General features: G+C 70.7%; 23 protein-coding genes and 1 pseudogene. 10 read left to right on the top strand and 14 right to left on the bottom strand.

Going from position 1 to position 26,309, the window contains the following annotated elements:
• The first annotated feature begins 574 nt into the window (after positions 1–574).
• Entirely contained in the window at positions 575–823 is a 249-nt protein-coding gene (locus ACIQMU_RS11320) for a hypothetical protein (RefSeq protein WP_376497427.1), read from the top strand.
• Positions 824–1,358: 535 nt separating this feature from the next.
• Entirely contained in the window at positions 1,359–1,892 is a 534-nt protein-coding gene (locus ACIQMU_RS11315; RefSeq protein WP_402688708.1) for a hypothetical protein, read from the top strand.
• Between the two features lie 36 nt (positions 1,893–1,928).
• On the opposite strand, the pseudogene ACIQMU_RS11310 reads toward ACIQMU_RS11315, so the two are convergent.
• A pseudogene (locus ACIQMU_RS11310) lies at positions 1,929–2,774 on the bottom strand (site-specific integrase); the annotation flags it as partial.
• Positions 2,775–3,717: 943 nt separating this feature from the next.
• Between ACIQMU_RS11310 and ACIQMU_RS11305 the strand changes: the two are divergent.
• From ACIQMU_RS11305 to ACIQMU_RS11285, 5 genes are all read left to right on the top strand, one after another.
• Complete coding sequence (locus tag ACIQMU_RS11305; RefSeq protein ID WP_352239597.1) at positions 3,718–4,056, top strand: MerR family transcriptional regulator; 339 nt, start codon at positions 3,718–3,720, stop codon at positions 4,054–4,056.
• A gap of 483 nt (positions 4,057–4,539) precedes the next feature.
• On the top strand, positions 4,540–4,743 hold the full coding sequence (locus ACIQMU_RS11300; RefSeq protein ID WP_076967088.1) for a cold-shock protein: 204 nt from the start codon (positions 4,540–4,542) through the stop codon (positions 4,741–4,743).
• Positions 4,744–5,064: 321 nt separating this feature from the next.
• Entirely contained in the window at positions 5,065–6,576 is a 1,512-nt protein-coding gene (locus ACIQMU_RS11295) for a DEAD/DEAH box helicase (protein ID WP_402688707.1), read from the top strand.
• 46 nt (positions 6,577–6,622) lie between these two features.
• The gene (locus ACIQMU_RS11290; protein WP_352239595.1) at positions 6,623–7,027 is read left to right on the top strand and encodes a CBS domain-containing protein; all 405 of its coding nucleotides are present in this window, start codon (positions 6,623–6,625) and stop codon (positions 7,025–7,027) included.
• A 56-nt stretch (positions 7,028–7,083) separates the two neighbouring features.
• Positions 7,084–7,395 carry an SCO5918 family protein gene (locus ACIQMU_RS11285; protein ID WP_352239594.1) on the top strand — a complete coding sequence of 104 codons (312 nt, stop codon included), beginning with the start codon at positions 7,084–7,086 and terminating at the stop codon, positions 7,393–7,395.
• 124 nt (positions 7,396–7,519) lie between these two features.
• On the opposite strand, the gene ACIQMU_RS11280 is transcribed toward ACIQMU_RS11285, so the two are convergent.
• The gene (locus tag ACIQMU_RS11280) at positions 7,520–8,332 is read right to left on the bottom strand and encodes a MerR family transcriptional regulator (RefSeq protein ID WP_352239593.1); all 813 of its coding nucleotides are present in this window, start codon (positions 8,330–8,332) and stop codon (positions 7,520–7,522) included.
• Between the two features lie 102 nt (positions 8,333–8,434).
• Here ACIQMU_RS11280 and ACIQMU_RS11275 point away from each other — a divergent pair, with 102 nt between their 5' ends.
• Positions 8,435–9,943, top strand: coding sequence for an alpha/beta hydrolase (locus tag ACIQMU_RS11275; protein WP_402688706.1), 1,509 nt, complete (start codon positions 8,435–8,437; stop codon positions 9,941–9,943).
• Between the two features lie 272 nt (positions 9,944–10,215).
• Here ACIQMU_RS11275 and ACIQMU_RS11270 read toward each other — a convergent pair whose 3' ends face one another.
• Positions 10,216–10,632, bottom strand: coding sequence for an ATP-binding protein (locus ACIQMU_RS11270; RefSeq protein ID WP_352239591.1), 417 nt, complete (start codon positions 10,630–10,632; stop codon positions 10,216–10,218).
• A 300-nt stretch (positions 10,633–10,932) separates the two neighbouring features.
• On the opposite strand from ACIQMU_RS11270, the gene ACIQMU_RS11265 reads away from it, so the two are divergent.
• The gene (locus ACIQMU_RS11265) at positions 10,933–11,694 is read left to right on the top strand and encodes a hypothetical protein (protein WP_352239590.1); all 762 of its coding nucleotides are present in this window, start codon (positions 10,933–10,935) and stop codon (positions 11,692–11,694) included.
• Complete coding sequence (locus ACIQMU_RS11260; protein WP_402688705.1) at positions 11,691–13,787, top strand: DNA methyltransferase; 2,097 nt, start codon at positions 11,691–11,693, stop codon at positions 13,785–13,787. The genes ACIQMU_RS11265 and ACIQMU_RS11260 overlap by 4 nt, the downstream gene beginning before the upstream one ends.
• 119 nt (positions 13,788–13,906) lie before the next feature.
• Here ACIQMU_RS11260 and ACIQMU_RS11255 read toward each other — a convergent pair whose 3' ends face one another.
• From ACIQMU_RS11255 to phzG, 11 genes are all read right to left on the bottom strand, one after another.
• Positions 13,907–15,160: a helix-turn-helix transcriptional regulator gene (locus tag ACIQMU_RS11255; protein ID WP_352239588.1), complete on the bottom strand. Its 1,254-nt coding sequence runs from the start codon at positions 15,158–15,160 to the stop codon at positions 13,907–13,909.
• Between the two features lie 183 nt (positions 15,161–15,343).
• On the bottom strand, positions 15,344–15,508 hold the full coding sequence (locus ACIQMU_RS11250) for a hypothetical protein (RefSeq protein WP_352239587.1): 165 nt from the start codon (positions 15,506–15,508) through the stop codon (positions 15,344–15,346).
• Between the two features lie 165 nt (positions 15,509–15,673).
• Positions 15,674–16,312, bottom strand: coding sequence for a pyridoxamine 5'-phosphate oxidase family protein (locus ACIQMU_RS11245; protein WP_352239586.1), 639 nt, complete (start codon positions 16,310–16,312; stop codon positions 15,674–15,676).
• The gene (locus tag ACIQMU_RS11240) at positions 16,309–17,619 is read right to left on the bottom strand and encodes an ATP-grasp domain-containing protein (protein WP_352239585.1); all 1,311 of its coding nucleotides are present in this window, start codon (positions 17,617–17,619) and stop codon (positions 16,309–16,311) included. Before ACIQMU_RS11240 ends, ACIQMU_RS11245 begins: the two co-directional genes overlap by 4 nt.
• Positions 17,620–17,678: 59 nt before the next feature.
• The gene (locus ACIQMU_RS11235; RefSeq protein ID WP_402688704.1) at positions 17,679–18,920 is read right to left on the bottom strand and encodes an ATP-grasp domain-containing protein; all 1,242 of its coding nucleotides are present in this window, start codon (positions 18,918–18,920) and stop codon (positions 17,679–17,681) included.
• On the bottom strand, positions 18,911–20,362 hold the full coding sequence (locus ACIQMU_RS11230; protein ID WP_352239583.1) for a hypothetical protein: 1,452 nt from the start codon (positions 20,360–20,362) through the stop codon (positions 18,911–18,913). Before ACIQMU_RS11230 ends, ACIQMU_RS11235 begins: the two co-directional genes overlap by 10 nt.
• Before the next feature lie 5 nt (positions 20,363–20,367).
• A complete protein-coding gene (locus tag ACIQMU_RS11225) occupies positions 20,368–21,648 on the bottom strand; it encodes an ATP-grasp domain-containing protein (RefSeq protein WP_402688703.1) in 1,281 nt (426 codons plus the stop codon).
• Between the two features lie 51 nt (positions 21,649–21,699).
• On the bottom strand, positions 21,700–22,956 hold the full coding sequence (locus ACIQMU_RS11220) for an MFS transporter (protein WP_352239581.1): 1,257 nt from the start codon (positions 22,954–22,956) through the stop codon (positions 21,700–21,702).
• Between the two features lie 7 nt (positions 22,957–22,963).
• On the bottom strand, positions 22,964–24,274 hold the full coding sequence (locus tag ACIQMU_RS11215) for a metallopeptidase TldD-related protein (protein WP_402688702.1): 1,311 nt from the start codon (positions 24,272–24,274) through the stop codon (positions 22,964–22,966).
• Positions 24,271–25,620 carry a TldD/PmbA family protein gene (locus ACIQMU_RS11210; protein ID WP_352239579.1) on the bottom strand — a complete coding sequence of 450 codons (1,350 nt, stop codon included), beginning with the start codon at positions 25,618–25,620 and terminating at the stop codon, positions 24,271–24,273. The genes ACIQMU_RS11215 and ACIQMU_RS11210 overlap by 4 nt, the downstream gene beginning before the upstream one ends.
• A 45-nt stretch (positions 25,621–25,665) precedes the next feature.
• A complete protein-coding gene (gene phzG / locus ACIQMU_RS11205; RefSeq protein WP_352239578.1) occupies positions 25,666–26,307 on the bottom strand; it encodes a phenazine biosynthesis FMN-dependent oxidase PhzG in 642 nt (213 codons plus the stop codon).
• Positions 26,308–26,309 lie beyond the last annotated feature (2 nt).

Here is a 26,309-nt window from a genome sequence, read left to right as displayed (position 1 = left end):
CTCGCCTTGCGCCGACTGCGCGAGCGCATGCTCATGTGGTGGCGGGCGCGCGGGGCGGGACCGGCGCAACAGCGGAGGCAGCCAGCCTGCCGAGGGGGACCGGCGCAACAGTGCGGCTGCCGACAAGCCGGAATGCGGTATTCCGGATTCCCTTGCCGCGCTTCCCCCGGCGGCCCGGACCGCCCTCCTGTGGAACCTCGGTGCGACACTTTCCGAGGACGAGTGCGGCTCCCTGGTGTCAGAGCTGAGTCGAAATCGGATGAAACCTGAAATAGAGGTACTTCTGAGGTCGGCGGAGTCTGCGGGCCGGGATACCGTAAAGATCGCGCTTGCCGCTCTTGGGTGTGATTAGGATTAGGTGGAGTGGCGCAGGTACATTTGTCGGCCACTGGAGGGGCTATTCTGTGATTGTCGAATCGCCGGGCTCTCGCAGCCGGGCATGCGGTGGCGCCTGTCGCGCGCCGCCGCACCAGTAAAGGCAGGAGAGGTCGGACGAAAGGCTTCCCAACCGCGTCCAACCTCCCCTGAAGGAAACGCCCTACTTCGAATCAAAGACGAGAAGGAGTTCCCTCCTGTGAATTATACGGCCTACCTGGCCAAGGGTGCCAGGAAGATCAAGGCTGTCTGGACGCGCCGCGTCAAGGCGATCCGGATGCGCCAGGGCGGTTCCGGCGGTCTCACCACCTGGTGCTCGTGGCGCAAGATCCTGAGTCGGCTGCGCTTCCTCCGCTGGGCGCTCACCGTCCAGGCTCTCAAGGGTGCCGCCTACGCCGGCGGCGCCCTCGCGATCCAGATCATCGCTACGCGGTTCCTCATCCGCTGACGCCGCCGGCCTGCCGGCATCAGGCCCCGGGGTCCTGTACCGCGTGAGCATTGCGTGAGCGGACTGCGCGGCAGCAGGTGGCATCCAGCGATGCAGTTGAGGGTGCCGCCTGCTCGCGACCTGGGGAAACAGCACCTGCCGGCACGTGTCGGCAGGTGCTGTCACGATCCCGCCAGCCCTCGTAATGCGTAGGTCTCGGGTTCGAATCCCGAAGGCGGCTCAGAAGAACCCCAGGTCACATAGCCCGTGACCTGGGGATTTCTGTTGCTCGGGGCATGACGGGGCGCGCGGCCGGGGTGCCGTGGCGTTGCCTGCGTGAGGGGAGGAGTGGACAAGGCCCCCCGGGGCGGACGTCGCTCTGCGTAGCCCACGGCGGAGCGAGCCGCCGCAACGGAATGGCAACCATGCCCCTCGATGATCGGGCACATCACCTCCTATGATCATTTCACCGCGTTGACATGTCCTAGGGGGGAACATGCCGTCACGTCCGTCCACAAGCAGAAATGCACGTCTCGCGCTCCTTGTACCGCTCGCCATGCTCGCGCTCACCGCATGCACCTCAACTCTTCCCGATATGGCGGGCCGTGAGCTGCAGGCCGCCCAGGACGATGCCCAAGAGGCCGGGTTCGGCAACCTCACGTCGGAGGACGCACTGGGCCAGGGGCGAGCGCAGGTCTGGGACCGGAACTGGGTGGTCTGCGACCAGGACCCCCAACCGGGCGAAACTGACCCTGATGAGCTCGTCACTTTCACCGTGGTGAAGACGGACGAGCAGTGCCCTGCCGGCACTCCCGGATTCAGGGTTCGCCCAGGCGACGAGATGCCGGATCTCGCCGGTATGAACCTGTTCGATGCGGGAGAGGCACTCGTCCTCGTCAATGGAGTCAAGGACGCGGATGCCACAGGCAAGGGGCGCAGCACCCTGGCCGAGTCGCGTGACTGGAAGGTCTGCTCGCACGAGCCTCCAGCGGGAGAAGTAGTCGAGGAAGTGATCTCGCAGATTGGCGAGTCGGTGGAGGTCCCTGCTATCACTTTGCACGTTGTGAAATCGGAGGAGAGCTGCCCATAGGGTGAACGTGTGAGTGATGCGTGAGCGGAGCTGAAGTCAGCCCTTCATCGCGGTCCTCTTGGCCCTGTCCTTCTTCTTTCCCTTTGCCTCCGTCTTTGCGGCCTTCTTCGCCGCCTTGGTGGCTTGGCGTGCCTTCTCTCCCTGCCCGGCCTTGCGCTGGAGGGGGACGAGCTTCACGATCGCCTCGGCGCCGCTCTTCCCCACGTGGGGGAGGACGTTCGGGTAGATGTCGCGCGTGATCCGGGTGTCGCCGTACCCGAGAGTGTCCGACACGATCTTGATGTCGATGTCGGCGGCGAGCATGAGGGTGGCCGCGCCGTGCCGCAGGTCGTGCAGGCGGATGGGCGGGAGGCCGGACGCGGCGACGAGGCGCGCTGGAAGAGGTCGTTGACCTTGCCGGGGTGGAGGCAGGAGCCGTCTTCCTGCGTGAAGAAGACATGGCCGATCTCGACCCAGGCCGCGTGCCCACTTTTCGCGGGCCTTGTTCTGCCGTTCGCGGTGTGGCTTCAGGGCGTTGACGGTGTCGTCGTCGAGGGCGGCCGCGCGGGAGCCGCTGTCGGTCTCGGGGTCGAATGCTTCCACTCCCCAGCCGTCCTGGACGAGCTGGGAGGAGACGCTGAGGAAGTGGGTGTCGACGTTCATTTCCGACCAGGACTGCCAGCCTGCTTCGCCCGGCGCAGGCCGCGGAAGGCGACGAGGTGCCACATCGCGTACAGCCGGCCCTCGGCGGCGAAGTCGAGAAAGGCGCCGGGTCCGCTGAGGCGTCCAGACCATGAGGGGGACGGCTTCTCGCCGGTCTGCTCCCACTCGGCGACCCGCTCGTCGGTCCACACGAGCGCCTTCGGCTTGCGCACGGGGGTCGATCTCGACGTGGGCGGTGGGGCCGTCCGGCCGGGTCGGCGCAAGTTCTGATCGTTTCCGGTGGCCGGCCCATTCGCTCAGCTGCGGGAGGCCCTACCGGCGTGGGGGCGTTGTCCCGGCCTGTCGCGCTCCGCATGGAGACGCCCCCGACTGTGGAGTGCGCCCATCGGGTCGGCGGTGCGGTCGGGGAGGCCGACTGCTGGGGCAGTGCTTCTGGGCGCGCCCTAGGGGCTCGGCCGGGGTGGTTCGCTCGTGCACCGTCGGTGGTTCGGGTAGAGAGTCTTGCTGGCTAGCGTCTGAAAATCTGTTCTGGCTGAGGTAGACATTGGTGTGCGGGGTGGTTATGGTTTTTCTCGTAACCAAGAAGGGCAGCAGAGCTTGGCAGAGATGAACTGCCAGGCAGCAGTACTCAGCAGGTCGGTGCGGTGGCGGAGTTCCGAAGCCGGGGTTGTTGCAGGATGGCGACGGGGCTGGCGACCGGACCGGGTGGCCCGCGGTCTTCAGGGGCTGCCGTGAGCAGTACGCAAGTGCAGTCCGCGGTACCAGTGGATCCTCGGCAAATGGCGCCAGGCTGCGGCGCGCGTGCCGGGAGGTTCGGCAGTGGGGTCCCAAGCCGGAGCAGATGCAGGACAGGCGACGGGGCCGGCTGCCGGAGTGGCGCTGAGAGAGGCCACCAGAAGTACGGAAGTAGTTTGTCCAGAGGGAAGAACGGAGGAGTTGAGCGCCATCAGGATCGCCCGGGTGAACATGTTGGGCCCGGGTACCGCAGGACATCGATAGTGAGGTGGTCTCCGGTCGAGCAACCGCGATCCCCGCAGCCCCCGGACCCCTTCCCGGCAGGTATGCGGCAACACAGAGCCGGCGTAGTCGATCAAGGCCGGCCGATGGTGTAACAGTTCCTTCGGGGCCCGGGTGCCAAGTGGCACTCGGGCCCCTCCGACGTGTGTTCCACGGGAAGGTACAGATGACAGCAGGCGACTCGTTCGGCCGTCTCGACGACGACGACTACCCCGCCTACACCATGGGCCGGGCCGCCGAGATGCTCAACACCACACAGGGATTCCTCCGCGCCATCGGCGAGGCCCGTCTCATCACTCCTCTGCGCTCCGCGGGTGGCCACCGCCGCTACTCCCGCTACCAGCTCCGCATCGCCGCCCGCGCCCGCGAGCTCGTCGACGCCGGCACGCCGATCGAAGCCGCCTGCCGCATCGTCATCCTCGAGGATCAGCTCGAAGAAGCCCAGCGCATCAACGCCGAACACCGCCGGGGCGCCAAGCCGCCCAGCGCACCACCCGCCGTCTGAAGCCCGGCGCGTCCGGTGGGCGCGGTTCGTGACGGCCCTGCCGGGTGCGTCTTCCGCGGCCCTTCGTCCGGCGGGCGACGCGCTGACCTGTTCGCGACGCGCTGACCTGCTTCGCGACGCGCTGACCTGCTTCGCGTGGTCGGCCTCCTCGTGCTGTGAAACGTCAGCGTCCTTCCCGCAACGCTGTACTCGGGGCCGGCCAATATCTATGGCCACGGTGTGAGGGTTCAATGCGCCGTGCCGGGAGTGTTATTACGGCTGCAAACAGAGTGGAGTTATTCGCCGTACGCGGACCATTACGTCGTGCTACTGTCGATCTCAGTTGCAGTTGTGGTTCCCAGAACTTCAAGCTTCCGCGTGGGTATTTTCGACCAGTGGATGCTTCATTGTATTTCCGGTTTTCTCCGGTCGGGGCATCATCGCGGCGACGCGGGGTCCGTACATCGCGGATCTCGGCGTACCTGCCCCCTAAGGAGATGTCACATGGCGTCAGGCACTGTGAAGTGGTTCAACGCGGCCAAGGGTTTCGGCTTCATCGAGCAGGACGGTGGCGGCGCTGACGTGTTCGCCCACTTCTCGAACATCGCCGCCCAGGGCTTCCGCGAGCTGCTCGAAGGCCAGAAGGTCACCTTCGACATCGCACCGGGCCAGAAGGGCCCGACGGCCGAGAACATCGTTCCCGCCTGACGCCTACGCGCACTTCGTAGCCGGGTCCCGCATCCCTCGGGGTGCGGGACCCGGCTACGGGCATCCTCCCGGATCGGTGCCGTCTGCGGCAGAGCCTCGGCCCGCAGAGTCGTCGCCCGCTCCTTCGGAGTTCCTCCCGCCAGTGGGGATGGATTCCCCGCCCCCCGTGGCGTCGCTCATCACGCGGCCCGCATCCCGATCCGGGATCGACCGCCCCCTCATTTGACTTCTACATTTCGCTCGGCCCGTTCTTGTGATTCCTTGCGCTGTTCTTCCGCTGCGGGAATTCCTTGATACGTGCCGTATCAAGGAAGGTTCTGAATGAACCCCACACGTACGAACAACCGCTCTTCCCGCGCCCGCAGCCGTGCCGCCGACTCCGGTCGTGGCGGCAGCCGCTTCAACTCGACCGCCCCGACCCGTCCGGCCGCCCCGGCCCGTTCCGCCGGTTCGGGCCGCTCGGGCGGCCATGGTCGGCGGCCCGCCGCGGTGCAGGGCGAGTTCGCCCTGCCGGTCACGGTCACTCCCGCGCTTCCCGCGGTCGAGGCGTTCGCCGACCTCGACATGCCGGGGCAGCTGCTGGCGGCGCTGACCGCGCAGGGCGTGAGCGTTCCGTTCCCGATCCAGGGTGCGACCCTGCCCAACACTCTCGCGGGCCGCGACGCACTCGGCCGGGGGCGCACCGGCTCCGGCAAGACCCTTGCCTTCGGCCTTGCCATGCTGGCCCGTACGGCCGGTCAGCGCGCCGAGCCCCGGCAGCCGCTGGCCCTGGTCCTCGTGCCGACGCGTGAGCTGGCCCAGCAGGTGACCGACGCGCTGGCCCCGTACGCCCGCTCGGTCAAGTTGCGGCTGGCCACCGTGGTCGGCGGAATGTCGATCGGCAGGCAGGCCAACGCGTTGCGCGGCGGCGTCGAGGTCGTCGTGGCGACGCCGGGGCGGCTCAAGGACCTCATCGACCGCGGTGACTGCCGGCTCGACCAGGTCGCGATCACCGTGCTGGACGAGGCTGACCAGATGGCCGACATGGGCTTCATGCCCCAGGTCACCGAACTTCTGGACCAGGTCCGCCCCGAAGGGCAGCGGATGCTGTTCTCCGCCACCCTGGACCGCAACGTCGACCGCCTGGTACGCCGCTACCTCAGCGACCCGGTCGTCCACTCCGTCGACCCCTCCGCCGGCGCGGTCACCACGATGGAGCACCACGTGCTGCACGTCCACGGCACCGACAAGCACCGGACGACGACCGAGATCGCGGCGCGCGAAGGCCGGGTCATCATGTTCCTGGACACCAAGCGGGCCGTGGACAAGCTGACCGAGCACCTGCTGGCCAGCGGTGTGAGGGCCGCGGCTCTGCACGGCGGGAAGGCGCAGTCCCAGCGCACCCGGACCCTGACCCAGTTCAAGACCGGGCACGTCACCGTGCTCGTGGCCACGAACGTCGCCGCCCGCGGCATCCACGTCGACAACCTCGACCTCGTCGTCAACGTCGACCCGCCGACCGACCACAAGGACTACCTCCACCGCGGCGGCCGCACCGCGCGGGCCGGCGAGTCCGGCAGCGTCGTCACCCTGGTCACCCCCAACCAGCGCCGCGACATGACCCGGCTCATGACCGCCGCGGGCATCGTCCCCCAGACCACCCAGGTCCGCTCCGGCGAGGAGGCCCTCGGCCACATCACCGGCGCCCGGACCCCCTCGGGCATTCCCGTGACGATCACGGCGCCGGTGGTCGAGCGGCGTCAGCGCAGCGCGTCCTCGCGTGGCCGGCGCAGCCCCGCCTCCGCGGCCCGGCGTGTGTCGGCGCATCAGTCCTCCTTCGGCGCGGCTGCCTGAGAACTTCGTGATCCGGAAGCTGACCCACCTGTGCAGGAGGCACCTTTTGACGCTGGTCCAGATGCAGCCCCGCCCGTCCCGGGCCACAGCCGTAGGCAGCACGGTGGCCGACGCCATGGACACCGCCGGACCGCAGGTCTGTGACGACATGACCGTCGAGGCGGCCCTGTCCGTCATGGCCAGTGCCCGTACCGGGCATCTGCTCGTCTGCGACGACAGCGGCCTGTGCATCGGACTGGTCACCCACGCCCGGCTCGCAGAAGTCCGTGAGAGCTCGGCGTACTCGGACAGGGTCCAGCTGCGGGGCGTCCTCGGCGACCGAGGGCCGTTCACCTCGCCCGTGACCACCATGGCCGAGGCGGGGCGCACGATGCGCCACAGCCACGTCGATGCCCTGCCTGTGGTCGACGAACACGGCAACGCCCTGGGCGTACTCGCCCTCGCCCACTGAGCCGTTCCCGCCGCGGCAGGACCACTCCCTCTTCGTTTCTCTCCCTGTGAGGCTTCATGCGCTGTGTCATCGCCCGCTTCCCGTTCGACCTGACCAGGAGCGGCGTCCTGGAATCGATGAAGGGCGTCAAGCCCGAGCCCGCCTGTGGCGAATCGGTGATCATCGGCCGGCGCACCTACCCCGTCAAACAGGTCGGACAGGTCATCACACGCCAGGACCGCCGCGACTTCAGCGCGGGAGAAGTCCTGCGGGCCATGACCCAGCTCGGCTTCACCTGCCGCGACCTGGCCCCGGTCCCCGCACCCGCCCGCGCTCTCCACCCGGTGCGGCGGGCATCCGCGATGCTCGGCGCACCTGTGGCCGCCTGACGGACGGCCGGGCGCGAGCTGTCGGCAAGCATGGGTGAGGGTCCGGCCGGAGTACTCCGGCCGGACCCTCACCGCGTATCGAGGCCCCCCGGGCGGCGTGCGCCTGCCCGGCACCGGCGCCGCCTCACTGCTGGCCGTCGCCGCGCCCGCTCCCCGCGGTGTCGTTCTCGGCGAGGATGCTGTGAACGCGTCGCAGCACGTCGAGGTGCGCGCGGTTGTAGAACTCGACCAGCGCGTGGACGACGACCGACTCCGCGACAGCCCTTTCCCGGTGCGAGGACAGCCCGAGGTCGGCCAGACGAGGGTGATCCCGGTGCTGCTGGCGGACTACGGGCGCCATTCGCTCGGCCAGCCGCTGCCGTACGTCGTCGGGAGCGTCCTCGTCGAGCGCCGCGAATTCCGCTTCGAGGTCCCCGCGAGGTCCCGAAAGCTGTTCTCGGAGCGCTGCCATCGCTTCGGGTGTGAGGATGCTGGAGTAGGCCATCAGCAGGGATCGCTGGGATTCGGGCAGGTCGTCGGCGAGCGTCCTGAAGTCCGGGGGCATGTCGAGCGCGGCCCGGTCGTCCATGATGGCCGCCAGTTCCCGCCGCATCCGCAGTCGGCGTTCGATGTCCGCCGCGAGTTCGGCGTCCAGGTCCCGAAGGACCTGCCGTGCCCTCTCATCACCGCTCTCGACCGAGGGGACGTCTGCGAGGGCCACGCCGAGGTCGGTCAGTCTGCGGATACGCAGCAGGCGCACCAGATGGCTGACGCCATACCGCTTGTAGCCGTTGGGCGCCCGTTCCGGCTCGTCCAGCAGGCCGATCTCGTGGTAGTGCCGGACGGCCTTTGCCGTCGTCCCCGCGAGTTCCGCCAGCTGACGGGTACTCCACGCCACCACGAGCCCCCTCTCCAGGATCGTGCCCGGCGGCCATTGAAGACCCTGCCCCTGGGGCACGGTCAACTCCGTCCGGTTCCGGCCGGCCGGTCATTGACCGTGCCCCAGGGGCAGGGAGTGGGCTGGTCGCGACCACCACGAACCCGTATGCGGAGACCGGACATGAATCGACGAAGCAGTGCCGCCCAGAGCCTGGCCCTCTTGGCGGTCCTCGGCCTGGGCGCCTCGCTGACCACCGTGCCCGCCGCCGCCGAGGAGGCGAAAACGCCTCAGGTGAAGTGGGGCCAGTGCCCCGACGACGTCGTGGCAGAAGCCGCTCCGACCGTGCTGCGGTGCGCCACCGTGCCCGTACCGCTGGACTACGCCGAGCCGGAGGGCGAGCGGATCGACCTCACCGTCTCCCGGCTGGCCGCCACCGACCCGGACAGGAGGCGCGGCGTCCTCCTGCTCAACCCGGGCGGCCCCGGTGGATCCGGGCTCGCGCTCTCGGCGCTGCTGGTGGCCCAGGGCCTGCCCAGCAGTGTCACCGACCGCTACGACCTGATCGGCATGGACACCCGCGGGGCCGGTCATTCCACACCGGTCAGCTGCGGCTTCACCACGGACGGTCCCTACTACGCCAACATCCCGCCCTACGCGGTCGACGACGCCGCGGTCACCGCGCAGGCGAAAATCGCCGAGCGGGCGGCCGAGCAGTGCGCGGACAACGACGACGGCACGCTGCGCCACCTCACCACCGCGAACACCGCCCGCGACCTGGACCGGATCCGGGCCGCGCTCGGCGAGGAGAAGACCAGCTACCTGGGCTATTCCTACGGCACGGCCCTCGGCGCCGCCTACGCGTCGATGTTCCCCGAGCGCGCCGACCGAATAGTGCTCGACAGCAACATCGGAGACACCCACCTCGACCGCGACGGCATGCGCCGCTACGCGCTCGGCATGGAGCAGACCCTGCCGGACTTCGCGAAGTGGGCCGCCGTCCGGCACGGCGGCTACGGCCTGGGCCGCACACCCAGGCAGGTCCGGGCGTCCTACCTCACCCTCGCCGGCAGACTCGACAGGGCTCCCGTCGCAGGGATCGACGGCAACCTCTTCCGGCTCCTGACATTCGGCCACCTGTTCAAGCAGACGCAGTACCCCAAGCTGGCGCAGACCTGGCAGACGCTGCTCGAAGGCGACGAGGCCGCGGCCCGCGACCCGCAGGTCCTCCAGCAGGAAGGGACGGACGGGGCGCTGTCGCCGGCCGACAACGCCCTGACCGTGTTCCTCGCCGTCACCTGCAACGACGTCGAGTGGCCCGAGGACGTCAACACCTACCGGCGGGGCGTCGCAGAGGACCGTGCGCGCTACCCGCTGTACGGCGCCGCCACCGCCAACATCACACCGTGCGCCTTCTGGCCGTACGCCCCCGCCGAACCGCCCGTGGAGGTCGGCGCCGAAGGCCCGCGCAACGTGCTGCTCCTGCAGAACCGCAGGGACGCGTCGACCCCGCACCTGGGCGGGAAGTCGCTGCGCGAGAAGTTCGGCGACCGCGCCCGGCTGGTCAGCGTCGACGACAGCGGGCACGGCGTCTACGTCCTGGGCGGGAACTCCTGCGCGTTGAACACCACCACGCGCTACCTCGTCGACGGCGTGATGCCCTCGAAGGACACGTCCTGCCGCGCGGACTGACCGCCGAAACCCACGCCGCTCGCAGCCTGTTCGCCGCCGGCGTCTCCCGGGCGAGCCCGTCGACACCCGGTGTGCGGCAGTGCGGCCGAGGCGTTCCGGTCCCGTCGGCACCGTCACCGCCGTCGACGCCAGGGCGCAGAAGGCGCAAGTCGCCCCGTTTGCCGCGACGGCGGATTCGGTCCGCGCTCGCAGAGACGGCACCGTGATCAGTCCTTCGGGCTCTCGGTGGCGCTGCGGGGACCCGACTCCGAGTCTTGTCGGCCACGCCGGTGTCAGCGGGAGACGAAGGCCGTGACGGTCTTGCCTCCGGCTGCCCGGCGTGTGACCGCGGTCGTGCGGGCCAGGCGCTTGACCATGGGCCAGCCGAAGCCGCCGCCGGAACCGGTCAAGTCGGGGGTCCGCGCCCGCGGCCATCGCGGACTTGTGTCGTCGACAGCCACCTCGACGGCGTCGGGGTGCGCGTTCAGCCGGAGCGTGAAGGCGCCGTCGCCGTGGCGCAGGGCGTTGGTGACGAGCTCCGAGACCACCAGGACGAGGGTGTCCGCCACGTCCGGACAGGGCTTGGGGACCAGGCGGTCGGTGAAGACCCGGGTGGCACGGCGGGCCCGGCTGATGCTTGCTGCACTGTCGCCCCGGACCGTGATGGGTACGGGGGCCGCCGCTGAGATGTTGATCTTTGTGCTGTTCATGCGCGTACACCCCATCTGTCTTTGGTTGTGTCGCTTGTTCCGTGCTGGCCCGACTGCCCGTCCCTGGCGGGGCTCACACCCTGAGGGCAGGCTGCGGCGCGCCGGAGCGGCGATGGCGATGCGGATCAACGCGGCCCTTCGGCTCTGCGGAAAGGGCTCGCGCACTCCTTCGGTGGCCCGAAGATCGGTTTCGCCGGCGTGGTCCGTGCGAGGAGGGCTTGTTCTGTAACCTCGGGGCAGCACCGCCGTGGACGGCGGTCCGGGTGGATGCTCAGCTATAGAGGGTGACAGAGGGTGCCAGTGAGTGCGGTCGAGCAGGTCTTTTTGGAGTGCGAGCGCGCTCGGGCACATGGTGAATTGATTCGGCGGGTCTCCGCCAGCGATAAAGAGTATCATTTTCAGAATTGGGTACAGGAACGCGTGGAGGCGTGCGGGCTTTCGTACCACAAGCCCGGCCGGAATACCTATCCCGACTTCCGGCTCGTCCATCACCCGGAGGGGTACGAGGTCAAAGGTCTGGAGTTTCCCGGCCGCGAGGCGGACTACGACTCGAACTCGCAGGTGCCCACCGGTAACCACGACGGGCGTGAGGTCTTCTACGTTTTCGGACGCTACCCGAAGGCTGAGCGCGGCGTCGACGAGTACCCGGTTGTGGACCTGGTGGTGTGCCACGGCAGTTTCCTCAACGCGGATGCTGAGTACGCCCATAAGAACAAGTCGTTCCGCGGATTCGGATCCTACGGGGACATACTGGTCCGCGACCGTAAGATGTACGTCGTTCCGACGCCGTTCGCGCTCGCTTCCGGAACCGCGGGGCTCGCGACCTTGATCGTGCCCACGGGATTCGAGATCCGGTCGGACGCTCTTGTCCAGGTGGGCGAACTCGATCGGGCGGAGGCCGACGAGGTCGTCGTCTCGTACGAGTTCAACCTTCAGACCAACGAGATGGTGACGCGCAAGGCGCCGAATCCCCAGGCGGGCAAGGTTCGAAGCTTCCGGGCATACCGCTCGCGCGGTGCCGGCGACTCCCAGCCGGTCTCCTTCGCGGGGCCTCGGCTGTGACGGTCGGAGTGCCGCGGCGTACCAGCCTGGAGTCGGACTTTCCGGCAGCGATGCTCAGCGGCGTCGGCACGAAGGAATCCTGGCGCAAGGAAGTCCATCGCCCGGCCACCAGCACCCACAAGTGGTGGGCGAAGCGTCTCGGTACCGTATTCCGGGGGATCATCACCTCGGCGGCGACGCCTGAGGGAGCCGATGCCGTGGGGGCCTACGGATCGTCGCTCGATCTGGCGGGAACCGTTGTGCTCGACCCGTTCTCCGGTTCGGGCGTGACCGGCGTGGAAGCCCTCAAACTCGGCGCCAAGGCTGTCTGTTTCGACATCAACCCCGTGGCGACGCTCGTTCAGCGTCAAGCTGTTCAGCCATGGGATATCGGGTCGCTCGAAGCTGCCTACAAAGAGGTCGAGGCGGCTTGTCGGTCAGAGGTTGACCGACTGCACCGTACAGAGGACGGGAAGACTGTTCTCTACTACTTCTGGGTCGCGACCCTTCGCTGCCCCGAGTGCTCCGAAGAAGTGCGCTTGTTCGACTCGCCGGTTTTCTCCAGGAACGCGTACCCGAAGCGAGTGCCCAAAGCCCAGATTGTCTGCCCCGAGTGCCTCTCCATCAAGGAGAGCCGGTACGACTTCGTCACCGAGATGTGCGCGAACGGGCACGTGATGACGCAGCGCGGCGCAGTGAGGGGGCAGTCGGCGACCTGCGGAAACGGTCACAGCTTCAAGATCCTCGGAGCCCTTGACGGGACGCTGCCCGGATACGAGATGTACGCCAAGATGGTGGCCAACCCGGACGGGTCGAAGGGGTACGAAGCCATAACCGACTGGGACCGGGAACTCTACGACGAGTGTGTTGACGCGCTTGCGGAGCTACCGCAGTCCGCCGTGCTCCCACGCGGTCGGCTCGCTCCCGGGAACAACACGGACCAGGCCCTGAAGTGGAATTTCCGGGAATGGCGCGACTTTTTCAACGCGCGCCAGCTTGTTTCGCTCTCGCTGATCGCGACGGCGATTCGCGACCTGACCGGACCGGCACCCGAACGTGAAGCGCTTTGTGCCCTGTTTTCAGGAACGCTTGAGTTCAACAACCTGTTCACGTCGTTCAAGGGCGAGGGGACGGGAGCTGTCCGGCATATGTTCAGTCATCACGTCTTCAAGCCGGAGCGGACCCCACTGGAAGCGCACCCCTGGGGTACGTCGCAGTCCTCCGGCGCGTTCTCCACTCTCTTCAAGAGCCGTTTGCGGCGTGCCCACGAGTACAAGACGAATCCTGCCGACCTCGTGGAGCGAGGCACCGGGATCGAGCGGATCTCCGGGGTGTCGAAGCCCGTGGGCGCGAGCATCGCGGACTCGTGGGAGTCCTTCGTCTCGGCCGAAGGGCAGGCGGCCTATGTCGCCACCAGGAACTCGGCGCAGATGGATCTTCCGGACGGGTCGGTCGATCTGATCGTCACCGATCCGCCCTACATGGACAACGTCCACTACGCGGAGCTCGCGGACTTCTTCCACGCGTGGCTCCAGCACATGCGGCCGTACACCGGCTACTCCGCGGCGACCACGACCCGACGGTCCGGAGAGGTCCAGAATGCTGACCCGGTGGAGTTCGGGAGGGCACTCGAAGCCGTGTGGACCGAGTCGGCGCGAGTCCTGAAGCCGGGGGGCCTGCTGGCCTTCACCTTCCACCAGGCTCGGATCAGCGGGTGGGTGCAGGTGGTCGAATCGCTTCGCCGCTCGGGCTGGGTCGTGACGGCCGTCCAGCCGGTGAAGGGCGAGATGGCGACCAGTGTCGTCAAGGCCGGGGCCCGTGAACCCTCCAACCTCGACAGCGTTGTGGTCTGTCGCCGCGCCGTGGACGGAGCGGCGAACCCCCATGCTTCGGTGGACGAAGCCCTGGCGACGGCGACAAGGGAGCTGACGGATCTTCGGCACGCCCGGGTCGATGTCGGGGCGGGCGACGTCAGGTCAGTCGTCCGCGGGGCGCTTCTGGCCTACTTCGCCTCCGCGGGCGCGGAGCTTGATGAGTCAGTGGCCACGCGGGTGGACTCCCTGGCGACAGAGCGCATCGAGACGCTGCTGGGGTCCGGCGCGGAAGTGCCCTAGGGCGGCACGGCTTCGACGACTGCCCCCTGACGGGGACGCCCTTGTCGGTCCGGACCGGGGCCATGGGCACCCCGGGAGGCGGACCGACCTGGACATCCCGCCGCGGCGACGGCCGGGGGTCAGTGCTGGGGCTCGGTGCTGGGGCGGAGGGGCTGGAGTGAGCTCTCGGCCACCGTTCGCCAGAGTTCGGCCGCCAGGTCGGGCATGTTGGCCGTCTCCACCTGGGCGACGAGGTCTCTGAGCCGGCAGCTCGCCTCCTGGTCGCCGGCCTTCAGGGCGAGCATTTCGCGCAGGACCTTCAGCCGCATCTGGTCGCGGTAGGTGAACGACTGGGCGCCCTCCTCGACCTGGGCGGCGAGTTCCGCGGCGCGGGCGGTGTCGCCCTGGTGGTAGGCGAGCTTCGCCTTGAGGAAGAGCAGCTCGTGCCAGTGCCGCAGCGGGCCGGTGACCTTCAGCAGCGGTTCGACGCTGTCGAGGAAGGACTCGGCCTCGTTGAGCCGGGGCGGTGTGGACTGCATGGACAGGGACGCCGCGGCCAGCCGCAGTCTGATCCAGAGCAAGAGGTTGTCGTGGCTGCTGAGGGTCCCCAGCGCGTCGAGCAGGAAGGCGAAGGCGCGGGCGTGATTGCCCTGCCGGGTGCTGACCGTGGCCGCGGTCCAGAGGACCTCGGCCGCCAGTACCCCGTCGGTGCCCTCCAGCGACTTGCGCACCTCGTCGATGAGCCGCGCGGCCTCCGCGAGGTCGCCCAGTTCCGCTTCCGCCGACACCAGGACGAGCTTGCTGCGCACCAGGTCGGAGGTGGAGATGCGGACCCCGTACTCCTGACTGATGGCCAGCACCTGTCGTACGGCGTCCCGGGCCGCCTCCGCGTCGCCGAGGTTGCGGGCGCAGCGCGCCAGCCTCAGCTGGGCCCGGACCTGGAGGACGGGCCGGCCCATGTCGTCGCTCAGCCGGCTCAGGCGCGTCAGGGTGCTTCGCTGGCCGGGGAAGTCGCCGAGCGCCTCGTAGCAGCGGGCGAGCTGGGCGAGCGCGTGCCAGCGCATGGCGGGGTCGGTGTCCGTGTCGTCGGCGGCGTCCAGGGCCTCGACGAGGGCGCCCGCCGCCTCCTCGTCGATCTCCCGCTCGGAGAGCGCGTCGACCGAGGCGACGGCGTCGGTCAGGGTGTCCCCGGGCTGCTGTTCCAGGCTCTCGACCGGGATGCCGAGGCGTTCGGCCAGGTAGGCGACCGAGCGCTCGGTCGGCCGACGGCTGCCGGACTCCAGGCGTGACAGATAGGTGGCGGACATCCCAGGCCCTGTCAACTCGGCCTGGGACTTGCCCCGCTGCTGCCTCAGCTGGCGCAGGCGTCGACCGAATGCTGGCTGCTCAAGCAACTTCTACCTCTGCGTGGAACATGTGGCACCTTGTCCCCCGACCGGACAGTCTCAAGTCAACCATGGGGTGGGCTTGAACACTCACCCCCAAAGGTTCCATCCCCAGGACGGCTTGGCAAATTTTGACTGACGGGGGGCAAACGGTTCGGTGCCGGTCGCACGGCCGGTCGAAACCGGCGGGTCCTACGGCCAGTCGATGGGGTCGGGCGCCTGTCCGCCGGACTGGACGCTCGCGCTCGCTTCGGCGGAACGGTCGGACGTGATCCCGGCTCCGGGCGCGAAAGCCACGGACAGGGCGAGGGCGGCCAGCCCCCCGGCGGCGATCCTGACAAGCTTGGCGATCTTCACGATCTGGCTCCTTGACGTCCATGCGTTGTTTCGCCCGCGCCATCGGCCGTGGCCGTCCGGCTGTGGGGGCGGCGGGGGCACGGTCGCGCGGGTCGTCTCGAACACTAGATCGCGAGCGCAGGGCTTGGCAAGCAATTGACATGCTGTGGCAACTTCTGGCCAACCTCATGCGGAGTCCGGCCGCTGCGGATAGAGGCGCCGCTCGTACTCGGGGCCGTAGCGCTGTTCCAGCTGCTCCAGTGACATGTCCGTCCACTCCGTGCTGTGGGTGATCCGCGCCCGCGAGGGCACGGCGTCCGGAGCCCAGCCGGCCGGGTCCCACAGCCGGGCGCGCAGGAAGGACTTCCCGCAGTGGAAGTAGACCTCCTCCACCTCCACGAGCAGGGCGATGCGGGGCCGGTTGCCCCGTACCGTCATACGGTCGAAGAACGGCGCGTCCCGCAGCAGCTTCGCGCGGCCGTTGATCCGCAGCGTGTCGGGCCTGCCGGGGATGACGAAGGCGAGGCCCACTCTCGGGTTGGCGAGAACGTTGCGCCAGCTGTCGACCCGCCGGTTGCCCGGGCGGTCCGGGATCGCCAGGGTCGAGTCGTCCACGACATGGGCGAAGCCCGGCGGGTCCCCTCGCGGGGAGACGTCGCACGTGCCGTCCGCCGCCGCCGTCGCGACCAGGCAGAACGGAGACGCGCTCAGCCACTGGCGGTCCACGTCCCGGAGCGTCGCCGAAGCCTTGTCGAAGGCCCGGCGCGGGGCCGGCCCGACTATCTCGCGCAGTTCTTCCAGGGACGTGATCTCGGAGTAGCTCACCGGCCCGCCCCGTCACCGGTGTCCGCCGCCCCGCCACCGGCTCCCGCCGGGCCGCCCCCCGCTCCGTCGCCGGGCTCCGCCGGGCCGTCCCCGGTGACGATCACCGTTCTGGCGCAGACCTCCTCGCAGACCGCCAGTGCCGCGTCGGCGTCGGGGCCGACCGCGATCACCTGGCCGATCCGGTCCCAGCTGGACCTGAGCGCGGCCACCTCGTCCCCGGCCGCGACCGAGAGGTCCAGGTCCACGACCCCGTCCAGGGCGCGGGCCTCCTCGGCGCCCTCGGTCCGGGACACCACCCCGGGTTCGGCGGTCAGGAAGCGGGTCGCGGCGGCCTGGACCAGCGGGGGCCGCCCGGCCGGGGCCGGCAGCCCGGGGCAGGGCCAGGCGACGGTGTACGCCTCCATGTCGAAGTCGTACGCCGCTTCCACGAGGTCCCTGATCCGGTCGCCGCCCGGCCGGTTGTGGGACTCGATCACCCGTGGCCCGTCCGGGGAGAGCCGCAGCTCGGTGTGGGTGGGGCCGTGCACCACGCCCACGGCGTCGAGGAAGTCCACGACGGCCGCCTCTATGGACTGTTCGGCGTCCGGTCCGATTCGGGCCGGGATCACGTGCCCCGCCTCCACGAAGTTGTCGTCGGTCAGCTTCTCGGTGATGGCGACGATCACATGGCGGCCCTCGAAGGTGAACGCCTCGACGCTGTACTCGGGCCCCTCGATATAGCCCTCGGCGACGAAGCGGTCCAGCGGGAAGTACTGGGCGAACTGGTGGTCGGCGGAGCGCAGTTCGACGATCCGGTCCCAGGCCGCGTCCAGCTCCCGCGGCCCCCGCACCAGCTGGATGCCCAGGCTCGCGATGCCGTCGACCGGCTTCACGATGAACGGGTAGCCGTGCGCGTCGCCGAACGCCTCCAGCGCCGCGCGGCCGGTGACCTCGGCGGCCGGCACCGTGGTGGCCCCGACGCGGGTGAGGTGCTCGCGCATGCGCAGCTTGTCCCGGAGCAGGTGGGCGACCCCGTGGGAGACGCCGCCGAGGCCCAGCAGGTCGTTGATCCGGCCGGCGATCTCCACGCCCGCCTCGCCGGTGGTGGCCACCCGGGTGAAGCCGTAGACCTTGTGGGCGGCTGTGACGAGGGGCTCGACCACGGACCAGTCCGCGAAGTCGACGAGGAGGGCCGCGTCGACCAGCTTGGCGTGTTCGGGGGTGAACTGACCCGGCTGCTGGAGGTACACGACCCCGAGCCCCTGTTCCACGGCCTTGCGCACATTGTCGATCCGGCCGCCGATGATCAAGACTCGCTCTGCTGACATGCGTCTTCCTTGTCCTGTGCGTGCTGGGGTTCCGTCGGGCGGTTGAGCGCGGGAGCGGCTCAGGCGGGTGCGGGACCGGTGATCTCCACCTGGGCGGTGTCCTTCAACCGCGCCGCCAGGGCGGTGAGTTCGCTCGCCACCGGGCTGGTAAGCACGGCGTACGCCAGCCGGTCCCCGGAGTTCTCGGCGGGGCGTACGGCCGTGCCGGGCGCCAGCCGCGCGGCGTGGCGGACGACGCCCTCGCGGGTCTCCCAGTCCGTCAGGTCGAGAGCGGCGAGGACACCGGCCCGGCCGGCGCCGAGGAAGAGGCTGCCCGCGGAGCGCACGGGTTCGCGCCCGGCGGGAGGCAGGTGCGGCTGCTCGCCCAGGGCCAGCCGCAGGCACGCCTCGTACATGTCGAAGTCGTGCGCCAGGGAGGTGATCTCCATGATGTGGTCGCCCGGCGTGCGCACGGCGACCTCCATGATCACGAGGTCGTCGTCGGCGCGAGCCCGGAACTCCAGGTGCGCGATCCCGGTGCGGAGGCCCAGGGCCGTCACCACGCCGCGGCACAGTTCGTCCGCCGCCTTCCGCAGCACCGGCTGCCGGGCGCCGTGGCCTGCCTCGTGGAACAGCTCGACGAAGAACGGGGCCCCGGTGGTCTCCTTGCGGGTGAGGTTGGTGAACAGCACCTCGCCGTCCCGGACCAGCGCCTCGACGCTGTACTCCGGACCCTCCACATAGCCCTCGACCAGCAGGGGCCCCTCGTCGTCGCGGCGGCGCACGGCGTCCTGCCACTGCTCGGGGGTGTCGATCCGCTCGACGCCCGCGCTGCCCTGCATCGACACGGGCTTGACGACCACGGGCAGCCGCTCCAGGGCCCACCCGGAGGCGTCGGACAGCCGAACCGTGTGCCGGTGGCCGGGCTGCGGGAGTCCGGCGCGGTGGAACTCGCCGCGCTGCAACGCCTTGTTGCGCGAGACGGTGGCGGCGTCGAGGCCCGGCCCGGGCACGTCGAGCCGGTGCTGCAGGATCGCCGTGGCGAGCACGTGCGGCTCGGCGAACCCCAGCACCGCGTCCGGAGCCAGCCGGCCGGCCAGTGCCATCGCCGGGGGCAGCCACGCCTCGTCCCGGGCCGCGACGCCCTCCACCGGCTCGAAGTCGACGACGCACGGGAACCGGGGCGCCAGTTCGGCGTGCCGCGCGGCGGTCTCCACCAGGCCCACCCGCAGGTCGAGGCGCTGTGCCGCGCGGAGATAGCCCTCCGCCATGACGCCCGCGCCGACCAGGACCACGGTCCGTTGTGTACCGCTCAGCGACATCTCGGCTCCTGACGTATCGGTTGTGACTGGTTCACCATGTGCCGCAGTTCCTCCGCGGTCACGTCCCGGGTCGCGGCCGCGCACAGCAGCCGCTCCAGCGCCGCCATCCAGTGTTCGGCCCGGTCGGGGGCGTGCACCCGGGTGTCCACCTGGAGCACCAGCCGGACACCGGACTCGCTCACGTCGGCGCTCAGATAGCGGGAGGACCGCCACACCAGGTCGCTGGGAATCCAGCGGGTGACCCCGGCCGCGGCGGACTCCTCCAGCTCCGCGGCGGTGACCTCGCGGCGCGGCAGCGCGCCCGCCCGGGGCCGGTAGTTGAGGGTGGGCGTGATGTCCAGGCGGGCGCCCCGCTCGCGTTCGACGGCCCGGTGCAGCTCGGCCAGCCGGTCCGGCGGGTACGAGCCGAAGCGCAGCGCGCCCAGGGTGGCCGAGGCGGTGGCCCGGACCAGCTCCGGGAAGGAGGAGCCCGCCACGGGCACGCAGAACGGCACGGGCTGGGAGGCGGGCACCACGGCGTTGACGGTTTCGGGGCGCGACCGGTTGGCGGCGAGCAGTTGCAGGTAGCCGGTCGGGCTGTCCGCGAGGTGGGCGTCGACCGCGACCATGGCCGCCGCGAGCACGGTGGCGACGCTTTCCCCCGTACGCAGCGACACGGCGCCGGCCGCCAGGTCCAGCGCGGGCGAGGTGCGGGACAGGAAGCGGTACGGGTCGGTGGCGGACGGGCCGGGGTCCGGGACGGGGGGCGCCGTCGGCATGGTGCGGAAGGTCTCGGCCGCCCGGCGCAGGGCGCGCTCCGCCGTGCGGCGGGCCGGCTCGCCCGCCTCGACGGCGGCCTGCTCGTGAGGGCTGCGGCCCGCGTCCCGGCTCCGGGCGGCGGGCCACTCGGGATCGCGTACGGCGACGGCGGAGACCAGGTGGTCGGTGACCGGCAGCAGGGCGAACGCGTCCACGGCGACGTGGCTGAACACCAGCGCGAGGAAGCGGGGCAGGCCCGCGGCGCCGATGAGCGCCGCGCGTACCGGCCACTCCTCCGTGACGTCGAACGGTGTCGCGGAGAGCTCGCCCAGTACGGACGCCGCGCCCTGCGCCACCTCCTGCGCCTCGCCGTCCACGTCATGGACGGCGAGGCGCAGGGCGCCCTCCGTGTGGACGCGTTGCCCGGCTGCGGCTGCGGCTGCCGCGTCGGGGGCCGCCGTGTCGCGGACGACCGTGCTGCGCAGGCCCTCGAAGCGGTGCAGCAGCTCCCGCAGGGCCGCCACGACGTCCTCCTCGCGTACGCCGGCCCGCAGTTCGTACAGCCTGCGGATGGTGAGCCCGCGCCCCAGCAGCCGGGCGGTGTCCGTCTCGGCCAGGTAGTACTGCTGGCTCCAGGTGAGTGCCGCCCGGCGTGCCTCGCCCGCGGCGAAGCGCACCGGGCGGTACTCGGAGGTGGTCGGCATGGCGGCTAGTCCCCGGCCTCGGACTCGTTCACCGGGGACCAGGTGAAGGTCAGCTTCCCGCCCGCCGCCACGGCTCGGCCGAGAGCCTCGTCGCGGTCGGCCCCCTCGGCGATGATCCAGGCGGCGCGGTCCCGGTTCGACCCGTTGGCCTTGTAGACCATGCCCGGCTGCACACCGGGGCGCATGTGCACCTCATGCACGCCCTCCAGGGCCTGTGCCTCGGCGACGCCGTCGATGGCGTCGAGGCGGCCGAGCGGCGCCGACATCAGGAAGTGGACGACCGCGGTGCGGTCGCACACGACGGTCAGGTCGGGGGCGTCGCCCAGCAGCGCGGTCATGTGGAGGCGGCACATGTCGACGCCGCTCGCGATCCGCACCGCCTCGGGAATCCGGTCACCGGCGATCCGCCCGTTGACCTCGATGACCCGGGCGTCCTTCTCGTCGGCGGTCAGCTTCAGCTCGACGTGGGCGGGGCCCCAGGTCAGCCCGATCGCCTTGACGGCCTGCTCGGCCTTCTCGACCAGCAGGCGCTCCCGGTCACCGGTGACCGCCGCCGGGAAGATGTGGCCCATCTCCAGGAACAGCGGGGGCGGGCTGCAGATCTTCTCGGTGAGGCCGAGCACCTTGCCGTGCATGACCTCCGCGGAGTACTCGGCGCCGGGGACGTACTCCTCGACGACCACCCGGGGGGCCACCTCCTGGCCGAGGTACGCGCCGATCCCCAGGATCTCCCGGGTGATCGCCTCGACCTCCTCGGCACTCCCGCACCGGCGCACCCACAGGCTGCCGGTCAGGTCCAGCGGCTTGACCACGACCGGGAATCCGATCGAAGGCGCGGCGGCCACGGCCTCGTCCGCCGACGAGCACACCTGGAAGCGCGGGTTGAGGCCCGGCGTCGCGGCCATCGCGGCCCGCATGGACGCCTTGGAGCGGCAGGCGGCCACGGCCGCCGGGTCGGGGCCGGGCAGGCCCAGCCGGGCGGCGACCTGGGCGCCCATGTCGCAGTAGTACTCGTACACCGAGGCGACTCCGACGAGCTCGCCGTCCGCGGCGATCTCGCGGCAGGCCGCGACGACCGCGTCGGTGTCATGAGTGTCGCAGGCGCGGACCTCCACGCCCAGCTCGGCGTAGTCGCGGATCAGCGAGGGCGCCATGGCCGCGGGCCGGGCCGCCACCACGACGGGGGTCACGCCCTGTTCCAGCAGGAACCGGGCGCAGTCCTGGCCCGCGCCGGTCAGGGGGGACTCGACGAAGACCACGTAACGGGAAGTCTTCCGGTCGGACATGGGGGTGCTCCTTGAACGGGCCCTTCGGGGGCCGGTCGGGTTCGGGTCTCGTCAGGGGGAGGGGGCCGGGTCGGGCACCGCACGCGGCTCCTCGGCGGGCAGGTCGCGCATCCGGACCAGCCGGGACATGAGCAGCCACAGGACTCCGGCGCTCATCCCGGCGGCCGCGACGAACAGGCCGCCGCGCAGGCCGATCCACTCGCCGAGCGCCCCGCCGGTGAGCGAGCCGAGCGGGAGGATGCCCCAGACGATGAACCGCACGCTCGCGTTCATCCGTCCCAGCATGTCCGGCGGGCACAGGGCCTGGCGGATGCTGACCTGGCCGACGTTGTAGACGACGATGCCGAAGCTGACGGTGAACCAGGGGACGGCGAACAGCGCGATTCCCCAGCCGTCGTGCGACAGCGGCATCAGCAGGGTGGTCGGCACGGTCACCAGATACGCCAGCCACATGGCGCGCACCTGCCCGAACCGCCGGGCGAGCCGGCCGGCCGCCGCCGCGCCGAGGATGCCGCCGAGTCCGCTGACCGCCATCAGCACGCCGACGGTGGTGCCGGGCAGGTCCAGCTCCTCCACCAGCAGCAGCATCACCAGCGGCAGCATGACCGCGTAGAAGAAGTTGTACGTCGCGGCGGAGCCGGTGATGGCCCGGAACACCGGATGCCGCAGCACGTACCGCAGGCCGCTGCTGATGTCGGCCGCCATCCGGCGCCGGTCCCCGCGGGCCGGCGCCTCCTCGACGGTACGCATCCGGGCCACCAGCAGCGCCGACACCACATGGCTCACGGCCTGGAAGGCGACGGTGAACGTGGCGCCCAGCAGCTGTACGAGCGAGCCGCCGAGCGTGGGACCGGCGAGCCGGGACACCGCGTTGGTGCTCTCCAGCTTGGCGTTGCCCTCGACGAGGTGGGCGCGGCCCACCACGGCCGGGATGTACGACTGGTAGGCGATCTCGTAGAAGGCGGTGGCGAAGCCGATCGCCAGTGTCACCACCATCAGCCCGGTGAAGTCGACCCGGTCCAGGGCGAACCCGAGGACCAGGAGCGCCAGGAAGAGCGCGCGCAGCAGGTCGCAGGCGATGAGGATCGGCCGTCGGCGCATCCGGTCCACCAGCGTGCCCGCCGGCAGGCCGATGAGCAGGAACGCGATGGTCTGCGCGGCTTGCAGCAGCCCCATCTCGAAGGGGGTGGCGGCCAGCGTCGTCGCGGCCAGGAGCGGCAGCGCCACCCGGCTCATGTTGGCGCCGAAGGTGCTGGCCGTCTGGGCCGCCCAGAAGAAGCGGAAGTCCCGGTGCTTGAGCAGTGACATGGCGCGGCTACCGTCCGATCGCCAGCCCGGACGTCCAGACGCCGGGGCTCGTGACGAAGGAGGTGTGCCCGCGGTTGACCCGCGGTCGCCCGTCATGGCCGTCGATCCGGGTGAGCAGTTCGAAGACGTTGCCGGCGAGGGTGATGTTGCCGGCGTTGTGCTGGGCGCCGTCGGGGGTGACGAGGACCGCGTTGGCGCCGATGGAGAAGTCGCCGGTGATGACGTTCGACGTGTGGGCGCCGTTGGCCTGGACCACCTTCAGCAGGGTCCGGCCGTCGCGCGGGGCGTCGCCCAGCGGGGTGCCGGGGCGCAGGGCCAGGAACCCGGGCTGCACGGTGGGCATCTCGCCGGAGGCGCCGCGGCGGCCCGATCCGGTGCTCACCGTCCCCGCCTCGGCGGCGGTGCGGCGCGAGCTGAGGAAGCCGCGCAGCACACCGTCCTCCAGCAGCGTGGTGGCACGGCAGGCGGTGCCCTCGTCGTCCCAGGGCGTGGGCAGGGGGCTGTCCGCCGCCAGGGGGTCGTCCACGAGGGACAGGCCCGCGCTGCCGATCCGTTCGCCGGTGCGGCCGGCCAGCGGCGAGCGGCCCTCCAGGACGGAGTCGAGCTGGAAGGCGGGCACGGCGAGCATGAACAGCTTCACCATGACGCGCCCGTCGAGGAGGACGTCGTCGTGGGAGAGGTGGGGCACGGGGTCGCGGGCGAGCACCCGGGCGAGGGCCGTCAGCTCCGCCAGCTCGGTGCCTTCGGCGTCCGCCAGGACGGCGTCCGCCGACCGGCCGAACATCTGGTGCGCGATGAACCCGACGCGCCGGCCCTTGGCGGTGATCCGGGCCTGTAGCTGGAAGGTGCCGGTGGTGTGCCGCAGCGGCTCGCCGCCGGCCCGGTGCAGCAGGACCCGGGACCGGTCGGCCCTGGCGCGCAGCTCGACGTCCACGTCGCCGGGGTCCGCGGTGAGCTTGGCGAGGCGTTGGGCCACGGTCTCGTCGAGCCGCGGGTCCGCGAGCGGGCCCGGTCCCGGTTCCGCGGGCGGTGGGGTGCGGTGGGCGGGCGCGGGCGGCGCGGAGCCCAGGGCCCGGCCGACCGCGAGGGCGGTGTCGACGAGCGAGGCGTCGGCTCCGCCGGGGATGTGCACGGCGTACCCCTCGGTCCCGTCCTTCCAGACGGTGAGGGCGGTGGCCGTGGCGGCGGTGGCGACGCGGCGTTCCACCGCGCCGTCCCGGCAGACCAGTTCGTCGGTCTCGTGGGCGTTCTCCCACACCTCGCAGTCGGCGCCCCGTTCCGCGGCGGTCGCGTTCAGGAAGTCGGATGCCTCGCTCATCGTCCGGTACCGCCGACCAGGAGGGAGCGCACGCGCAGGGTCGGGCCCACCACGCCCACCGGCACCCACTGGCCGAACTTGCCGCACTTGGCCGCCCCGACGACGGGGTCGTCGGCTATCGCGTCGATGTCCCTGAGCACCTGGGTTCCCGTTCCTGTGATGGTGGTTTCCTCGATGGGGTCGGTGATCCTGCCGTTCTCGATCAGGAAGCCGTTGGTCACCCGGAAGGTGAACTCGCCGGTGGACTCGATGACTTCGCCGCCGCCGACGTGCTGGGCGTAGATCCCGAACTCGGTGCCGGAGACGATGTCCTCGACGCCGGACGTGCCGGCCGCCAGGCAGGTGTTCGTCATCCGGGGCTGCGGCGGGTGCAGCACGGTGGTGCACCGGCCGTTGCCGCTGGGCGGGAGGCCGAGCCGCGCCGCCGACTCCTGGTCGGTCAGATAGCCCTTGAGGACGCCGTTCTCGATGAGCGTCGTCGGTGTGCCGGGCGTCCCCTCGTCGTCGTGGCCGAAGGAGCCGACCGCTCCGGGGACGGTCGGGTCGTCGGTGATGGTGACCAGCGGGGAGGCGATCGTCTCGCCGAGCCGCCCGGCGTAGACGGAGCCGCGCAGCACCTCGTCGCCCTCCAGCGGGTGGCAGCACGCCTCGTGGAGCAGCACCATGCCGCGCCCCCCGGCCACCACGACCGGCAGGTGGCCCACCGGGGCGGGCCGGGCGTCGAGGCCGGTCACCGCGCGCCGGGCGACCTCGGTGCCGGCGGCCGCGGCGTCGATGCCGTCCAGGGTGCCGCTGGTGCCGGGTGTGTAGAAGCCGGTGGACATCCGGCCGCCCCGGCGGGCGATGACGCGGACGGTGAGATAGCTGAGCAGCCGGTGTTCCTCGCGGAGCCGGTCGTCCTGGGCGAGGACCATGTCCTGTTCGCTCAGCTCGAAGTCGATGACGACCTGGGCCACCGCCGGGTCGAAGTCCCGGGCCGACTTCTCCAGGTCGCCGAGCACGGACAGGACGGCGGAGAGGTCCATCCACTCCGGCCCGGGACGGGCCCCGGCGCCCCGTCCCGCGCCCGACGGGGCACGGCCGCCGACCCCGTCCAGGACGGCGGCGTACGGATCGAGGCCCGACACCGAGCGGTGGCGGAAACCGTCACGCAGCACATACCGGGCGGACGTGCCCTCGCCCCGCTGGACGCTGATGTCGCTGACCCGGCCCTCGGCGAAGCGCCCGCTGGTGCGGTGCCAGGTCTGGACCGCGCCCGAGGTGCCCGCGCAGTCCGGCGGACGGTGCCGGCGCAGCTCGCTGACCAGGTCGTCGGCCACCGCCCGGAGCGGCTCGGTAGCGTACATGGGGTGTCTCCAAGGTTGTCGCTGGGCGGATGAGGATCGAGCGCCTCAGGGCTGGAGGCGCTGATGCGTCCAGCCGGCGGTTTCGGCGCCGCGGTCGTAGCGCAGCCGCCGGTGCAGCCGGTCGGGGCTGCCGTACCAGAATTCGATGGCCTCCGGTACGAGCCGGTAGCCGGTCCACTCCTCGGGGCGGGCGACCGGGCCGCCCCCGGCGGCCAGGGCCTTCGCGCCGGCCTTGAGCTCCGCCTCGTCGTCGAGGGGGCGGCTCTGCCGCGAGACCGCGGTGGTGGCCTGCGCGGCGAGCGGACGCCGGGCGAACAGCTCGTCGGACTCGGCGCCGGTGAGGACCTCCACCGGGCCCTGCACCGTGAGCTGCTGGAGCGTCTCGCGCCAGTAGAAGGTGAGCGACCCCCAGGGCGTCCCGGCCAGGTCCTGGCCCTTGCGGCTGCCCCGGAAGCTGGTGAACTGCAGCCCCCGGTCGTCGATCTCCTTGACCAGCAGCACCCGGCTCGACGCCCGGCCCGACCGGTCGGCGGTGGCCAGCACCGCCGCGTACGGCTCGCGGACCCCGCGCTCCACCGCTGAGTCCAGCCAGGCACGCATCAGCGGGCAGGGGTCCTGCGGCGGGGTGTCGAACTCGGGCAGCACCAGAGTGGTGTCACCGCTGAGACTCTGTGTCTGTGCCGCCATGC

The sequence above is a fragment of the Streptomyces sp. NPDC091649 genome (genome assembly GCF_044756785.1).
Lineage (GTDB): Bacteria > Actinomycetota > Actinomycetes > Streptomycetales > Streptomycetaceae > Streptomyces.
The sequence above is the reverse complement of the archived record's forward strand: the minus strand, read 5'-3'. Positions and strand labels throughout refer to the sequence as shown.

What these genes read in the sequence shown, in the direction of transcription:
- ACIQMU_RS11315 (WP_402688708.1), top strand. Translation starts at nt 1,359, where the DNA reads ATGCTCGCGCTCACCGCATGCACCTCAACTCTTCCCGATATGGCGGGC.
- ACIQMU_RS11220 (WP_352239581.1), bottom strand. Translation starts at nt 22,956, where the DNA reads ATGTCACTGCTCAAGCACCGGGACTTCCGCTTCTTCTGGGCGGCCCAG.
- ACIQMU_RS11285 (WP_352239594.1), top strand. Translation starts at nt 7,084, where the DNA reads ATGCGCTGTGTCATCGCCCGCTTCCCGTTCGACCTGACCAGGAGCGGC.
- ACIQMU_RS11300 (WP_076967088.1), top strand. Translation starts at nt 4,540, where the DNA reads ATGGCGTCAGGCACTGTGAAGTGGTTCAACGCGGCCAAGGGTTTCGGC.
- ACIQMU_RS11230 (WP_352239583.1), bottom strand. Translation starts at nt 20,362, where the DNA reads ATGCCGACCACCTCCGAGTACCGCCCGGTGCGCTTCGCCGCGGGCGAG.
- phzG (WP_352239578.1), bottom strand. Translation starts at nt 26,307, where the DNA reads ATGGCGGCACAGACACAGAGTCTCAGCGGTGACACCACTCTGGTGCTG.
- ACIQMU_RS11235 (WP_402688704.1), bottom strand. Translation starts at nt 18,920, where the DNA reads ATGTCGCTGAGCGGTACACAACGGACCGTGGTCCTGGTCGGCGCGGGC.
- ACIQMU_RS11275 (WP_402688706.1), top strand. Translation starts at nt 8,435, where the DNA reads ATGAATCGACGAAGCAGTGCCGCCCAGAGCCTGGCCCTCTTGGCGGTC.
- ACIQMU_RS11295 (WP_402688707.1), top strand. Translation starts at nt 5,065, where the DNA reads ATGAACCCCACACGTACGAACAACCGCTCTTCCCGCGCCCGCAGCCGT.
- ACIQMU_RS11240 (WP_352239585.1), bottom strand. Translation starts at nt 17,619, where the DNA reads ATGTCAGCAGAGCGAGTCTTGATCATCGGCGGCCGGATCGACAATGTG.
- ACIQMU_RS11270 (WP_352239591.1), bottom strand. Translation starts at nt 10,632, where the DNA reads ATGAACAGCACAAAGATCAACATCTCAGCGGCGGCCCCCGTACCCATC.
- ACIQMU_RS11215 (WP_402688702.1), bottom strand. Translation starts at nt 24,274, where the DNA reads ATGAGCGAGGCATCCGACTTCCTGAACGCGACCGCCGCGGAACGGGGC.
- ACIQMU_RS11225 (WP_402688703.1), bottom strand. Translation starts at nt 21,648, where the DNA reads ATGTCCGACCGGAAGACTTCCCGTTACGTGGTCTTCGTCGAGTCCCCC.
- ACIQMU_RS11210 (WP_352239579.1), bottom strand. Translation starts at nt 25,620, where the DNA reads ATGTACGCTACCGAGCCGCTCCGGGCGGTGGCCGACGACCTGGTCAGC.
- ACIQMU_RS11305 (WP_352239597.1), top strand. Translation starts at nt 3,718, where the DNA reads ATGACAGCAGGCGACTCGTTCGGCCGTCTCGACGACGACGACTACCCC.